This is a genomic window from Mycobacterium sp. IS-2888 (assembly GCF_001954215.1).
Classification (GTDB): domain Bacteria; phylum Actinomycetota; class Actinomycetes; order Mycobacteriales; family Mycobacteriaceae; genus Mycobacterium.
On the sequence record NZ_MBET01000090.1, the window covers coordinates 108292 to 122792 of the forward strand.

The following is a 14501-nucleotide window of genomic DNA, read 5'->3' on the forward strand; positions in this document are numbered from 1 at the left end:
GGAGGGATTTCGTGACGGCGAGCACCGATAGTCAGGTTCATTTCGACCCCTACGATGTCGATCTGATCGCTGACCCATATCCGATGTTCGCCCGCCTGCGCGACGAGGCGCCGCTGTATTACAACGCCGAATACGACTTCTACGCGTTGAGCCGCTACGCCGATGTCAGCAAGGCGCTCATCGACCACGGCACCTACAGCTCCGCCCGCGGCGTGATCCTCGAGCTGATCAAGGCCAACCTCGAAATCCCCTCGGGCATGCTCATTTTCGAAGACCCGCCGATCCACGACGTGCACCGCAAGCTACTGTCGCGCATGTTCACCCCGCGCAAGATCAACGCGCTGGAGCCTTTGATCCGGGACTTCTGCGCGCAGCTGCTGGATCCACTGGTGGGTTCGGGGCGATTCGACTTCGTCACCGATCTTGGCGCGATCATGCCGATGAAGGTCATCAGCATGCTGCTCGGCATCCCCGAGGACGATCAGGAGTACATCCGCGACCGGGGCAACGCACAGCTGCGCACGGAAGCAGGCAAGCCCATGAAGGCCGCGGAGCAGGGCCTGTCCGTCGGCGAACAGTTCGAGGCTTACATCGACTGGCGCGCCGAGCATCCGTCGGACGACATCATGACCGAGCTGCTCAACGTCGAGTTCGTCGACGAAACCGGCACCACGCGGCGCCTGACGCGCGAGGAAATTCTCGTGTACCTCAACGTGGTCGCGGGAGCGGGAAACGAAACGACGACGCGCCTGATCGGTTGGGCGGGGAAGGTTCTCGCCGAACATCCCGATCAGCGCCGCGAACTCGCCGAAAACCCCGCGCTGATCCCGCAGGCGATCGAGGAGCTGTTGCGCTTCGAGCCGCCGGCACCGCACATGGCACGGTATGTGACCCGCGACATCGCGCTGCATGACCGAACGGTGCCCGAGGGCAGCGTGATGATGATGCTCCTCGGGGCGGCGTGCCGTGACGAGCGCCAGTTCGGCCCGGACGCAGGTGAATTCGACATCCATCGCGAGGCCCGGCCGCACCTCACCTTCAGCGTGGGCACCCATTTCTGTCTCGGTTCGGCGCTGGCGCGTCTGGAAGGCCGCGTCGCGCTGGAAGAAATCTTGAAGCGCTTCCCCGAGTGGGAGATCGACATGAGCAACGCCAAGCTCAGCCCGACGTCGACGGTGCGGGGCTGGGAGTCCCTGCCTTCGTTGCTGCCTAGATGACCCATAACAGAAGTGGAGAGAACCGATGCCTGAGTACGACTACGTGAAGCTGAAGAAGGAAGCGGAGCAGTACATCAAATTCGAGAAGGACAAGAAGAACAGGATCGCCTACATCACTTTCGATCGTCCCGACGCGCAGAACTCCACCACCCTGGGGATGCGGCAGAATTACGCCGATCTGATCCACAAGTGCAACGTGGACGACGACGTTAAAGTCGTCGTGATCCGCGGCGAGGGTGAGGATTTCGGTAGCGGTGGCGATTTGCCCGAGCAGCGCCCGATGCTGGAGAACCCCGGCATGCCGCTGCTGCACGAGCTCGCGATCAACGATGACGACGTCAAGTATCCGCCGGGCGGCTCGTACCGCTATCTGTCCACCGTCACCGATTTCTATGCCAAGGCCCCCGCGGGAAACCGGCCGCTGCAAGAACTGCGCAAGATCAGCATCATCGAGGCCAAGGGCTATTGCTACGGATGGCATTTCTACCAGGCCGGTGACGCCGATTTGGTGATCTCCTCCGACGACGCCCTGTTCGGTCACCCGGCGTTCCGCTACGTCGGCTGGGGTCCGCGGCTGTGGTGGTGGGCCGAGACGATGGGTCTGCGCAAGTTCTCCGAAATGCTGTTCACCGGGCGGCCTTTCAGCGCGAAGGAGATGTACGAGTGCGGCTTCGTCAACAGCGTGGTCCCGCGCGAGAAGCTCGAAGACGAGACGCTCAAGTACGCGATGGCGTGCTCGCGCTCCCGTCCGACGGACACCGTCGCGGTGCAGAAGACCTTCCTGGAGCTCTACAAGCAGCACAAGGGCGAATACTTCGGGAGCCTGCTCACCGGCATGGTCGAGGGCATGCTCCCGCTGATCGCCAACGACCGGGACAACGAGGTCGACCTCACCGAGGGAACCTTCGGCAAGGGACTCAACAATGTGGTGAAGGACAACGATATGAACTTCCCGCCCGAATGGCGCCTGAGCCGCTCCGGACGCAAGAAGCCTTGATCTCGTTGCGAGGGCCGGCATGTCGGCGCTGACCGGTATCAGGGTCGTCGAGCTGGCCGAGTCGGTCGCGGGGGAGTACTGCGGGAAGCTGCTGGCCGATTTCGGCGCCGAGGTCATCAAGGTCGAACCAGCGGGACGCGGCAGTCGCACCCGGGCGATGGCGCCCATCCTGGCCGACGGTCCTGACGGCAGTGCGTTGTTCGCCTACCTCAACACCAACAAGCAATCGATCGAGCTTGACGTCGGCGACACCGCGCGCCTGCACAAGCTCATCGCCACCGCCGACGCGGTCATCGGCGAGCGCGCGGCCGACTGGGCCGAACGACATCCGGGCGTGGTGTTCTGCTCGGTCACGCCCTTCGGCCAAGGCGCGCCCGCCGAATTCGACAAGGTCAAGAGCATCAACGTCTTTCACGCCAGCGGCTGGGGATACCACACTCCCAGCCATCCGGACCCCTGCCGGCCCCCGCTGCAAGGACCGGGCCGGTTCCTCGCCGACTACGAAGCGGGGCTGGAGGCGGCGTTGTGCACTGTGGCATCGCTGTTCAGGCGCCTGCATACCGGCCAGGGCGAGTCCATCGACATTTCCGAGCATGCCGTGCTGGTCTCGCGCGCCGACTCGATACTGGGCCGATTCATCACCGGCGAGGTCGCGGCCGCGGGCACCCGCGACGACTACGACCAGCAGGGACCGGCGGCGTTCTTCCCGTGCGCCGACGGCTTCGTCTACCTGTACATGACCAGTCGCGCCCATTGGCAGGGCATCAAGGCTCTCATGGGTCAGCCCGAGTGGCTCGCCGCGTTCGACGACGACTGGCTGGAATTCTCCGTTACCCCGGAAAAGGTCGCCGCGTTTCGGCGCGGATTCGCGGACTGGGTCCGGGGCCTCGCCAAAGAGACCGCGGCCGACCAAGCCCAGCGGCTGGGCGTGCCGTTGGTCCCGGTCAATGGCGCTGCGGATCTGCACCAGGCACCGCAATACCGCCATCGCGGTTTCTTCCAGGACGTCACACATTCCGTCCTGGGTCGGGCGGCGTATCCCACGGTGCCGTACACGCTTAGCGCCTCGCCCGCCGAAATCACCACCGCGGCACCGACTCTCGGGCAACACACCGCCGCGATCCTGGAACACCTCGACAGCCCGCGGGCGCCGGCGGCGGCTTCACAACTCAAGCCGGCACAACTCAAGCCGCCCAAGAATCCGCGCGGCGGCCCGCTGCAGGGCGTGCGCGTCGTCGAGCTGACCAAGGTGTGGGCGGGCCCGTACGCCGGCAAACTCCTGGCCCTGCTGGGTGCCGAAGTGATCAAGGTCGAAACGGCCGCCCACCCGGAGGAGATGCGGGCCTACGGCGGCACCGACGTCAACCACGCCCCGTACTTTCTGAGCATCAACCCCGAAATCCTCAGCGTGGACCTCGACATCAAGTCGCCGGACGACATGGCCCGGCTGCACGAGCTGATCGCCCGCAGCGACATCGTCATCAACAACCTGCGCCCGGGCGCGATGGAACGGCAGGGTCTCGGTTATGAACAGCTCACGGCGATCAAGCCGGACATCATCTCGGTGTCGGTCAAAATGTGGGGCAACGACGGACCGCTGGGCCATCAAACGGGCTACGCGCCGTGCTTCTCCGCGCTGGCCGGCCTCGCGTCGCTGGTCGGCTATCCCGACGGACCGCCCCTCGGAACGAGCATGCGTTACGGGGATTCCACGGTCGGCGCAGCAGCCGCGTACGCCGCAGTCGTGGCGTTGCTGCATCGCGATCTCACCGGCGCCGGACAATTCGTCGACGTGTCCGCCGTGGAAACCCTGTCGTCGATGATCGGGGACCGCCTGCTCGAACAAAGCCTCACCGGGAAGGGCCTCGGGCCCGACGGCAACAATCACCCCGACATGTGCCCGCACGGCTGCTATCCCTGCTCCGATGGTTCGTGGATCGCCGTGGCGGTGGCCGACGACGACGAGTGGCGGCGGCTGTGCGACGTGCTCGACGCCGCGGCGTTGGCCGCCGATTCGCGCTACCGCACCGCAGCAGACCGGCATGGCCACGCCGACGCGCTCGACGCCGATCTCGCGGTGCTGACGCGGCACCACGACGCCGAACCGCTGGCTCACCGCCTGCGCACGGCCGGGGTACCGGCGACCAAGAGCGCCACCGCCCTCGACGTGATCGGTGATCAGCGGCTCTGGGACCGTGGGCTGTATCGCTTCGTCAGCGACCACCGCGAAGGCCAACGCCCGGTCCTGGGACCCTCCTGGCGGATGGCGCGCAACCCCGCGCGGATTGCGCGCGGCGCACCGGACCTGGGCGAGGACAACGACTACGTCCTCCACGAGATACTCGGAACATGACGGCTGCACTCGCAGGCACCGCGGCGCTGGTGACCGGCGCCAGCAGCGGTATCGGCGCGGCAACGGCGAAAGCGTTGGCGGCCCAGGGCGCCGCGGTGGCCCTCCTCGCCCGCCGGGCCGACCGGCTGACCGAGCTGAAAACCCAGATCGAATCCGCCGGTGGCACAGCGCTTGTCGTGCCCGCCGACGTCACCGACGCCGAGCAGGTCGCCTCCGCGGTGCAGCGCACCGTCGCGGAATTGGGACGCCTCGACGTCCTGGTCAACAACGCCGGACTGATGCAATCGGGGCCCGCCGCCGAGGCCGCATTGCAAGACTGGGACGACATGGTCGCCGTCAACGTGCAAGGCGTCCTCTATGCCACCCGCGCCGCGCTGCCGCACCTGATCAGCGCGGCCGCCGACTCGCCGCGCGGGGTGGCCGACCTGGTCACCATCGGCTCGACGGGCGGCTGGGTCGCCCGACCCGGCACCGCGGTCTATTCGCTGACCAAGTTCGGGGTGAACGCCTTCAGCGAAGGCATCCGACAGGAGTTGCTCGGCAAGAGGGTCCGCGTGGGCGTGGTGAGTCCGGGAACCGTCGACACCGAGATCTTCACCCACCTGGCGGCACCCTCGCGCGCCGCTTTCGAAAAGCAAACCGCCGACATGGTCAAATTGCGGCCCGAGGACATCGCGGATGCGGTGTGCTACATGGTGACTCGCGACCGCCGGGTGGCGGTCAACCACATGCTGGTGCGCGCGGCCGAACAAACCTGGTGAGAAGGGAAGCGCGATGAATCTCGACGGAAAGTTTGCCGTGGTCACCGGCGGCGGATCGGGCATCGGCCTGGCGATCACCCGGGCGCTGCGCGCCGCCGGTTCGGATGTGCTGATCGTCGGCCGCAGCAAGGCACGGCTCGACGCGGCGCGCGGCGACGATTCACGCATCCTGACCGCGGCGGCCGACCTGGCCAACTCCGACGATCGGGACCGGTTCATCGAGCAGCTCGGCAACGGCCGGCCCCTCGACATTCTGGTCAACAACGCCGGCAGCATGGCCCTAATCGATCTTCACGACCCGAACGCGCAGTCCCTGCTGGAACGCGACGTCGCACTCGATCTGACCGCGCCCGTGCATCTGTGTATCGCGCTCCTTCCCCTACTACGGCAGCGACCCGAGGCCGCCATCGTGAACGTCAGCACCGGGCTGGTTTACGCGCCGCGGGCCTTCAACCCCGGCTATTCCACCGCCAAGGCGGGCTTGCACGCCTTCACCCGGTCACTGCGACGGCAGACGCGCCGCGACCCGATCCATGTGCTCGAGGTCTTCCCGCCGCTTGTCGACACCGAAATGACCAGTGGCTATGGCGGGCCCAAAATTGGCCCGGAAGCCGTCGGCACGGCCATCGTCAAGGCGCTGGCGCGCGACAGGACCGAGCTGCGTATCGGACGGGCGAAATTTCTGTATGCGATGTCGCGGATCGCGCCGAACGGCATCTTCTCGATGATCAACCGTGCGACCGAAAAGCGCGGGCCGGTCAGCTAGGCGGACGGAGCGCTATCAAATCCTGCTGATTGCTCCAACGTCATAGAGAATGGCGCGCTATGCGGCGTCGTCGTCATCGTCGTCATCGTTGTCGTCATCGTCGTCCCCGTCGCGCAGCAGCTTCTCGGGGTACCAGTAGGTGTTCGTGCGGGGTTGGCCGCGGTCGAGGTGTGGGGGTGGGATCCATTCGGTGTCCCCGTTGGCGCGTCTTCGCGTAGTCCAGCCGCCGGGTTGCAGCAACCGGTGGTGCGGCCCGCAGCCGAAGGTGAGGTTGTTGACATCGGTGCAGCCACAGATGGCGTAGCCGACGACGTGGTGGACTTCGCTGTAGTAGCCGGGCACGGTGCAACCGGGTGCGGTGCAGCCACGATCCTTGCCGTACAACACGATTCGTTGCGCGGGAGACGCCAGGCGTTTGGTGTGATACAGCGCCAGGGTTTTGCCCTTGTCGAAGATGGCCAGGTAGTGCCGGGCGTGGCGGGCCAGGCGGATCACATCGCTCATCGGCAAGATGGTTCCCCCGCCGGTCAGTGCCCGTCCGGCGGCGGCTTCCAGCTCGGCCAGGGTGGTGGTGACGATGATCGAGGCCGGTAGTCCGTTGTGCTGACCGAGTTTTCCCGACGCCAGTAGTGCCCGCAGCGCTGCGTTGAGCCCGTCATGGTTGCGCTGTGCGGCGCTGCGGGTGTCTTTGTCGATGGCCTCTTGCGGGGGTGGTCCGTCAACAGTGGGGATTTCATCGAGGGGGTTGCACGTGCCGGGCGTGGCCAGCTTGGCCAGCACGGCTTCGACGGTGGCGCGGGCCTCCGGGGTGAGCCACCCGCGTAGCTGCGACATGCCGTCGGCTTGTTGGTTGCCCAGGCTCAACCCGCGGCGCCGCGCGCGGTCGTCGTCGGTGTAGGTGCCGTCGGGGTTGAGGCAGTCGGCCAATGTGTCGGCCAGTGCGGCGAGTTGTTCGGGGCGAAACTGGGTGCCCTGCTCGGCGAGCTTGGCTTCGACTTGCTCGCGGGTGGCGTGGTCGATCCAGCCGGGCAGCTGGTGGAAAAAGCGGCGGATCACCGCCACCTGCCCGGCCCCCAGCTCGCCCTCGCGCTGCGCGGCGGCTGTCGACGCCAACACCGGCGGCAACTGCTCACCGGTCAGGGCTTGGCGTGGCCCCAGATCGGCGGCCTCGTTAATCCGCCGGGCAGCCTCGGCGCGGCTGATCAGTGTCCGTTCGGCGATCGCATGGGAGAGCTTGCCGCCCAACTCTTCTGGAGTGGCCTGGCGCGCCAGGGAATTGATCAGCCGATGCTCGGAGGCCGGTAGCCGGCGGCGCAGCCGCTCATAGCGCTCCAACAAGCCCAATTGCTCCGGGGACGTCAACGCCTCGAAATCGAATCCGGTCGTGTCGTCAAACGCGGCATCCAGGGTATCGAACGCCGCCGCCAGCGCCTCACGATCGACAACCCCGCCCGAACTCATACCGCCAAACTAGGACCACCCACCGACAGAAATCGCTGCCTTGTGACCACAGAAACCAATGGGGCACAAGTGATTACAACAAGGTGGCGTCTAGCTCCCGTCGGGCCACGGCCCGGCCGTGCTCATTACATCGGCGCCGTCGTCAGTGATGGCGACGGTGTCTCTGCGAAAGACCGCCCCGACGCCCTCCTGCCACACGTAGCCGGTGATCGCCAGCACCATCCCGGCATCGAGTTGATCGTGTTCGCCCGCGGCCCAAAGCGTCTCGGATACCACCGGCGCGTCGAATCCCAACCCCAGCCCGTGTGCGACGGGCATCGGCGGCACCGGCTCACCGGCCGCCGCATAGGCGGTGAGCAGCTCGTGAGTCGACGCGCCGGGACGGCACGCGGCAATCATGGTGTCGTACAGCGTCTTTGACCGCTCGAAGAGGTCGCGGACCGGTCCGTCGTCGGTGCCGCCGGCGGGGCGGGTCCGGCCAACCTCGGCGACATAACCGCCCGCCAGGGCGCCGGCCGCGAAGGCGACAAGGTCGTCGGAGCGTACCTCGGTGTGCCGGGCGCGCCGCCACGGGTGTTCCCGCGAGGTCACCCAGGCGCCGTCCTGGGTGGCCGGCGTGCTCACCCCGCCCGCGGCCATGGCCTCCAGCAACGCCCCGGTCAACGTCCGCTCGGACACCCCCGGCCGCAATTCGCCGACGGCAGCGGCGAGTCCGGTCTCGGCGACGCGAAGCGCCTCGCCGATCGCCGCGACTTCATCGGTCGTCTTGATGCGGCGCGCCGCGCGCATCGCGAGCTCGGCGTCGACGATCTCGGCATGCGGAAACGCGTCGGGCAGCAAGGCCGCGAAAGTCGGTGTGAGCGCATCGGTTCCGACCCGGCGCGCCGCTTCGGCGCCGTCGATCTTCTTCAGGACGTCGATGAGCGTCATCGGATTCCAGGCCAGCCCGTACAGGTGGTCGTGGCCGATCTCCTCGGGGACCCCTTCGTCGTCGGTGCTGTTCAGGTAGATGTCCCCAGTCGCGCGCACCACCACACACATCGGTCCGAACGGTCGCGTCCCGGCGATCCACAGCTGCGGGGCTCCGGTGACGTAACGAATATTGGCTTGCCGGCCGAGGACCAAGATGTCGAGGTCGTGGGCGTCCATCTGGGCCAGCGCCCGCTCCCGGCGACCGGTCCGCAAGGCCAGCGCGTCGGCCGAAACTTCAGTCGCCATAAGGGGAGTAGGGGTAGTCGGTGATCGGCGTGAAGCCGTCTTCGTTGATCACCACGATCTCTTCACTGCGGTAGCCGCCGGTCCCGTCCTCCCACACCACCGGCTCCAAAACCAGCACCATGCCCGGCGGAAAGACGAAGTTGTCGTCGAACTCCGCACCGAGATCTGTTCCGATCATCGGGGTTTCGGCGGGGTAGGTGCCGATGCCGTGGCCGAGGTAGAAGTGCGGCAGCCACGGCTTGCGGCCGCCGTTGGCGGCGATCGCCGCCCGCGCGAGATCGCCCGACGTCGCACCGGCTTTGGTCACCGCGAGCACGGCGTCCAGGATGTCTCGCCACTGCCGGAATTGATCTTGTTGCCGTTGCGTGGGTTGCTCGCCGACGACCCAGGTGCGGCCGAAGTCCGAGCAATACCCGGCGTAGGTGATGCTGATGTCGGTCCACAGCACATCGCCGGCGGCCAGTTCACGATCGGTGGGCAGCAGCGGCAGCGCGAGATCGCCGTGGGTCGTCCATACTCCCGCGTCCCGCGAACTCGGCATCACCTGCCAGATCGCGTCCAGCATGTTGGTGGTGGCGCCCAGCTCGAATGCGCGCCGCACCAGCGTGGCGGACAGCTCCGTCTGCCGTACGCCCGGCGCCAACGCGCGCTGCACATCCACGATCGCTTCTTCGGTGATGCGGGAGGCCCTGCGCAGACAGGAAAGCTCATCCCGCGTCTTGACCAACTGCGCCGCACCGACCACGATCGCCGCATCCATGGGCTCGCCCGCCGGGAAGAGCTTTCGAGCCGCGCGGCGCATTGCGCCGGTCAGCTCGTCGACCGCGATGCGCGCCCCCGCGGGGACCAGCTCGGCCAACTCGGCGGCGAAATGCTCGACGCCGTGGTCGAATTCGAGATAGGCCGGGCCGTGAAGGTGGTCGTCGGGCACCGGTGATTCCGCGGACGCACCGCTGCGGAAGGGCATGAAAAGATGCGGATGCTCGTCATCGGCCAGCACGACCGCCACCGGGCGCTCCACGTGCGAGAGGCCCGCATCCAAAAGCGGCCAGCTGACACCCGTCGCATACGTGACGTAGCCGTTCATCAAGAGGATCAGCGCGTCGATCCGATGGTCGGCCATCGCCGACCGCAGCCGCGCGCCGGTCTCCGCGCGCAAGCGGTCCCAGTCCGGCTCATCAGGAATGTCGATGACCGAGCCGCGGGCGGCGAGAGAGTTTGCCATCGGTCAACAGGATACGCAGGCCGGACCGCCGGGTAATAAGGTGAAGCGCGTGAATCCGCTGCAGCGGGTGGCGCGAAATCCAGCGGCGTACCGGCGGCTGTTCTTGCCGGGACGGGCCATCGCCGAGGCGCTCGAATCCCTGCTGCGCTTCGCCAGCAATGGGCGGTTCGGGGTGCTGGACCTTGCCGGGCTGCCCAACGTGCAGATCACGACCTCCGGCCGCAAAACGGGCCTTGCCCGCACAGCGACGGTCCAATACGTCCCCGACGGGGACGGGATGGTGCTGGTCGGGTCCAACTGGGGCCGCGAGCGCCACCCGTCGTGGTCGGCGAATCTCAAAGCGACAGAACGTGTCATCGTGCGCCGCAGCGGCCATCGGTTCGTCGCGAAGGTGCGTTTACTCACCGGCCTCGAACGCGATAGGGCCTGGGCCACGGTCGTCGCGCACTGGCCCAACTATCAAATCGCGCAGGACCACGCCGAGCCGCGTCAGTTCAGGCTGTTTCTCCTCACGCCGGCGCCGTGATTCAGGCCGCGGCGAGCGCGTCGAAGATCCGGGTGGCGTAGGTCGCGGTGCGCTCCGAACCGAGGATTCCGGGCCCCATCTTGTTCATGACGTAGGCGACGGTGGCCCGCCGATCGGGCCACATCAACACCATCGAGCCACCCCATCCGCCCCAGAAGCAGATCTTCTCGTCCGGAACGTACGGGAGGGCCTCCGTCCCGGCCAGTCCGTATCCGAGGCCCCAGCGCAGCGCCGCCGGTATGACGAGGTCGGTCCCGTTGGCCTGCTCGTCGAAGATCATCTCGATGGTCTCCGGCCGCAGGAGTTGCACGCCACGAACGGTGCCTCCCAACGAGATCACCGACAGGATGGCGGCCAGGGAACGCGCATTCCCGTGGCCGTTGAGGGCGCCCATGTCGGCGTCGCGCCATGCCGGTGTGTTCGCGGCGTCGGCGTTGGGCGGCGGACCGCTGAACGTCTTGCGCATCGGGCTCTCTTCGGGCAGCAGGTCGAGCGGCAGCTCGAGGGGAGGCGGCGCGATGACCTCGGCGATGCGGTCGTAATCGGCAGGCACGGCGCCGATCTGGAAGTCGGCACCAAGCGGGCCGGCGATCTCGTCACGGACGAATTCCTTGAGCGTGCTCCCGGTGACACGCCGGATCACCTCGCCGATGAGGTGGCCTTGATTGTGCGCGTGGTATCCGGACGCCGTGCCCGGTTCCCACCAGGGCGCTTGCCGGGCGAGGGCCGCGGTCGACTTGTCCCAGTCGTACATGTCCTCGGTGGTAAACGGTAGGTCCCAGCCGGACACCCCCGACGTGTGCGACAGGATGTGACGAATCTCGATGTCCTGCTTGCCATTTGCGGCGAACTCCGGCCAGTAGGCGCAGACCGGTGCCGCGGGATCGACCAGGCCGCGGTCGATGAGCATCAGGGCGGCCAGGCTGGTGACGGTCTTCGTGGAGGACCACACGTTGACGATCGTGTCCTCGGTCCAGGCGGTTGTCCGCGCGGCGTCGGTGAAGCCGCCCCAGATGTCGACGACGGGTTCGCCGTCGATGTCCACGGCGATGCACGCGCCGACCTCCTCACCGGAGACGATGTTCTCGGCCAGAGCGACCCGGACTTTGTCGAAGCGCTCGTCGCATTGTCCGTGAATCGCGTCCATGGCTGCTACCGTAGCCCGCTTGCGGCCTTCAGATCGCGGCGAAGTTAATCCAGCGCAGGCTTGCCCCCTACGGGCGACAATGGTCGTCATGACGGAGTCCGCTGCGCTGTGGAGCAAGCGCGACGACATGATCGTGCGCGGGCGTCTGCCGTACAACGCCGAGCCGCCGGCCGCGGTGTTGGCGCGCAGCGACATCACTCCGATCGACGCGTTCTACGCGCGCAACCACGGCCCGATCCCCGACATCTCGCCGCGGCAATGGCGACTCAGGGTGGACGGGTGCGTGGACGAGCCGCTCACCCTGACCTACGACCGGCTCACGACGGAGTTTGACCGGCACAGCGTGGTGGCGACGCTCGCATGCGCCGGCAATCGGCGTGCCGAGATGCTGCGGGTGCGACCGATCCCGGGCAAAGACCCGTGGGCGCACGGCGCGATCTCAACCGCGCGGTGGGGCGGGGTGCGCCTGGCGGACGTCCTCGCGGCCGCGCGATACCACGATGACGACGGCCTGCACGTCGCGTTCGAAGCGCCGGACAGCGCCGAGGAGGCCCGACCCGTTCAGTGCTACGGCAGCTCGATCCCGCTGAGCAAAGCGCTGTCAGGGGAAGTGCTGCTGGCGTTTCAGATGAACTCCGAACCGCTCCCGCGCGCCCACGGCGGCCCGGTTCGCGTTGTGGTGCCCGGGTATGTCGGCGCGCGCAGCGTCAAATGGGTCACCGGCATCCGGGTGCAATCCGGCCCGTCCGACAACTACTTCCAGGCCCACGATTACCGCATCCTTCCGCCGGAGACCGACGCGGACACCGTCGGGCCGGGTGAGGGCATTCCGCTGTCGTCGCTCGCGCTCAACTGCGACATCCTCGAGCCCACCGACGGCGACCAGGTACCGGCGGGTGAGCTGACCATCCGCGGCTACGGGATCGCCGGCGACGGCCGCAGCGTCGAGCGCGTCGACGTATCGGTCGACAACGGGCTCACGTGGCGGCAGGCCGACCTGCACCCGGCGCCCAGCAAATGGTCGTGGCGGCCGTGGGCGCTGCGCGTCGACGTCGAACCGGGGCCGTTGTGCATCGCCGCGCGCGCCTGGGACGACACCGGTGCGTTGCAACCGGAATCGGTAGCGTCGCTGTGGAATCCGCGGGGATACGGCAACAATGCCTGGGCCGTAGTCCCCGTGCGTGTCGCGTGACGGACGGCGACCCCGGCTTAGCCGCCCAGCCCCTTCTTGACGGCCGCGTCCTGCTTCTGGGCGACATCGTTGACGAAGTCGTCGGGCGGCAATGAGTCGGTCGGCCCATAGAACTCGAGCGTGACGAACGCCTTGCCCTCGGTGAACAGCAGGATCAACACGCCCTTCGACTTGTCCGGGGCGTTCCCCGACAGCGTGGTTGCGCCGGTCCCGACGTTGACGGTCCCCGTCTGCGGGTCTTTGATGTTGGCGGCCAGGCCCGGCTTCGCCGCGTTCAGCGCATCGGTAGCCGCGGCGGGGTCGCTCAGCACCTGGATGGTGTCCTTGATGACGTGGCTGTTGTCTTGGGTGCTGAACGTCGTGGCGACCCCGGGTTGACCGTTCGGGTTGCTCACCGGCGGGCTGCCGTTGAACTGCACCGGCGCGTTGATATCGGTCGCCTGGATCAGCAGCCCGGTGTAGTCGCTGGGCGCCGACGAAGCCGGCGCCGAGCTGCTTGCCGAGGTGGCGGACGTGGCCGACCCCGACTTCGTGGTCGACGTGGGCGACGACGTCTTGTTGCCGCCGCATCCGGCCACCGACACCGTCAGCGCGGTTGCCGCGGCTACGGCCGCGACCACCGTCCGGGAAATCCTCATCGCACCATGCTCCTTCCGGGTTGCCTGGGGCGACGCACTCGACTTCGTCCGCCCGAAACGCACAGTACAGTGCGCGCGTCGAGCAGGGGCCCGGTGAGCCCGTTACTCCAGCCGATCCCGCAGGGATCGCAGGGTGTTGGCCAGGATGCGCGAAACCTGCATTTGTGAGACGCCGATTCGTTCCGCGATCTGGCTTTGAGTCATCGATTCGAAGAACCGCATATGCAAAACCTCGCGCTCGCGCTGCGGCAGGGCGGACACCAGCTCGCGCACGGCCTCCCGGTTGGTGATGTGGTCGATCTGGGGGTCGATAGCGCCGATCGCGTCGGCCACCAGACGCGGCTTGCCCGAGCCGTCACCCACTGGGGCGTCCAGGGACTCCAGCTGGTAGGCGTCGCCGGCAACGAGGCATTCGATGACCTCCTCGCGGGGGACTCCCAGCGCGTGCGACAGCTCGGAGGCGGTGGGCGCTCGCCCGAGCGTTTGGACCAGATCGGCCGTCGTTCTGCTGATCTGGATGTGGAGCTCGCGCAACCGGCGCGGCACGCGCATGCCCCAGCTGTAGTCGCGGAAATAGCGCCGGACCTCACCCATCATGGTGGGGATCGCGAAGCCGATGAAGCTCGGTCCCTTGGCCGGGTCGAACCGATTGATGGCGTTCATCAGCCCCAGGCGTGCCACCTGGGTCAGGTCGTCGAGGCTTTCGCCGCGGCGCCCGAAGTGCCGGGCGACGTGGTCGGCCAGGGGTAGGCATCGGGCAACGATGCGTTCGCGCTGCTGCCGATATTCGTGCGATTCGGCGGGTAGCTCGCGCAGATCCAGGAACATGCCGACGACGTCGTCGTATGAATCGTCGGATTGTGTGGTGGCCGATCGGTTAGGGCGGGGTGGAGCAATTACGTCGATCATCTGCTGAACCGCCTCCTGCAGACTCAGCTAGTAGTGAAGACGCAGACGCGCGGACAGGTTTGCACCGCACACACTCCCTCTGAGCGTGCGC

The 14501-nt window shown here is 67.2% G+C and carries 13 protein-coding genes; 7 read left to right on the forward strand and 6 right to left on the reverse strand.

The window, feature by feature from the left end; all coding sequences use genetic code 11:
• Positions 1-11 precede the first annotated feature (11 nt).
• The 5 genes from A5745_RS16530 to A5745_RS16550 are packed head-to-tail and all read left to right on the forward strand — an operon-like array spanning position 12 to position 6094.
• Positions 12-1217 (forward strand): cytochrome P450, encoded by a 1206-nt coding sequence (locus tag A5745_RS16530; protein WP_076117386.1) that lies wholly within the window; start codon positions 12-14, stop codon positions 1215-1217.
• 25 nt (positions 1218-1242) lie between these two features.
• Complete coding sequence (locus A5745_RS16535; RefSeq protein WP_076117389.1) at positions 1243-2214, forward strand: enoyl-CoA hydratase/isomerase family protein; 972 nt, start codon at positions 1243-1245, stop codon at positions 2212-2214.
• A 19-nt stretch (positions 2215-2233) separates the two neighbouring features.
• Positions 2234-4567, forward strand: coding sequence for a CaiB/BaiF CoA-transferase family protein (locus A5745_RS16540; protein WP_076117392.1), 2334 nt, complete (start codon positions 2234-2236; stop codon positions 4565-4567).
• A complete protein-coding gene (locus tag A5745_RS16545; RefSeq protein WP_076117395.1) occupies positions 4564-5328 on the forward strand; it encodes an SDR family NAD(P)-dependent oxidoreductase in 765 nt (254 codons plus the stop codon). The genes A5745_RS16540 and A5745_RS16545 overlap by 4 nt, the downstream gene beginning before the upstream one ends.
• A 13-nt stretch (positions 5329-5341) precedes the next feature.
• Positions 5342-6094 carry an SDR family oxidoreductase gene (locus A5745_RS16550; protein WP_076117397.1) on the forward strand — a complete coding sequence of 251 codons (753 nt, stop codon included), beginning with the start codon at positions 5342-5344 and terminating at the stop codon, positions 6092-6094.
• A gap of 57 nt (positions 6095-6151) precedes the next feature.
• Here A5745_RS16550 and A5745_RS16555 read toward each other — a convergent pair whose 3' ends face one another.
• From A5745_RS16555 to A5745_RS16565, 3 genes are all read right to left on the reverse strand, one after another.
• Entirely contained in the window at positions 6152-7555 is a 1404-nt protein-coding gene (locus A5745_RS16555) for an HNH endonuclease signature motif containing protein (protein ID WP_076117400.1), read from the reverse strand.
• A gap of 90 nt (positions 7556-7645) precedes the next feature.
• Complete coding sequence (locus A5745_RS16560; RefSeq protein ID WP_076117402.1) at positions 7646-8773, reverse strand: Xaa-Pro peptidase family protein; 1128 nt, start codon at positions 8771-8773, stop codon at positions 7646-7648.
• Entirely contained in the window at positions 8763-9998 is a 1236-nt protein-coding gene (locus A5745_RS16565; RefSeq protein WP_076117405.1) for a Xaa-Pro peptidase family protein, read from the reverse strand. The genes A5745_RS16560 and A5745_RS16565 overlap by 11 nt, the downstream gene beginning before the upstream one ends.
• Before the next feature lie 49 nt (positions 9999-10047).
• Here A5745_RS16565 and A5745_RS16570 point away from each other — a divergent pair, with 49 nt between their 5' ends.
• Complete coding sequence (locus tag A5745_RS16570; RefSeq protein ID WP_076059953.1) at positions 10048-10524, forward strand: nitroreductase family deazaflavin-dependent oxidoreductase; 477 nt, start codon at positions 10048-10050, stop codon at positions 10522-10524.
• 1 nt (position 10525) lies between these two features.
• On the opposite strand, the gene A5745_RS16575 is transcribed toward A5745_RS16570, so the two are convergent.
• Entirely contained in the window at positions 10526-11671 is a 1146-nt protein-coding gene (locus tag A5745_RS16575; protein WP_076117407.1) for a serine hydrolase, read from the reverse strand.
• A gap of 88 nt (positions 11672-11759) precedes the next feature.
• Between A5745_RS16575 and A5745_RS16580 the strand changes: the two genes are divergently transcribed.
• Positions 11760-12863: a sulfite oxidase gene (locus A5745_RS16580; RefSeq protein ID WP_076117478.1), complete on the forward strand. Its 1104-nt coding sequence runs from the start codon at positions 11760-11762 to the stop codon at positions 12861-12863.
• Positions 12864-12880: 17 nt separating this feature from the next.
• On the opposite strand, the gene A5745_RS16585 is transcribed toward A5745_RS16580, so the two are convergent.
• Positions 12881-13501 carry a hypothetical protein gene (locus tag A5745_RS16585; protein ID WP_076059887.1) on the reverse strand — a complete coding sequence of 207 codons (621 nt, stop codon included), beginning with the start codon at positions 13499-13501 and terminating at the stop codon, positions 12881-12883.
• A gap of 102 nt (positions 13502-13603) precedes the next feature.
• Positions 13604-14410 (reverse strand): SigB/SigF/SigG family RNA polymerase sigma factor, encoded by an 807-nt coding sequence (locus tag A5745_RS16590; RefSeq protein WP_076059889.1) that lies wholly within the window; start codon positions 14408-14410, stop codon positions 13604-13606.
• Between the last annotated feature and the right edge of the window lie 91 nt (positions 14411-14501).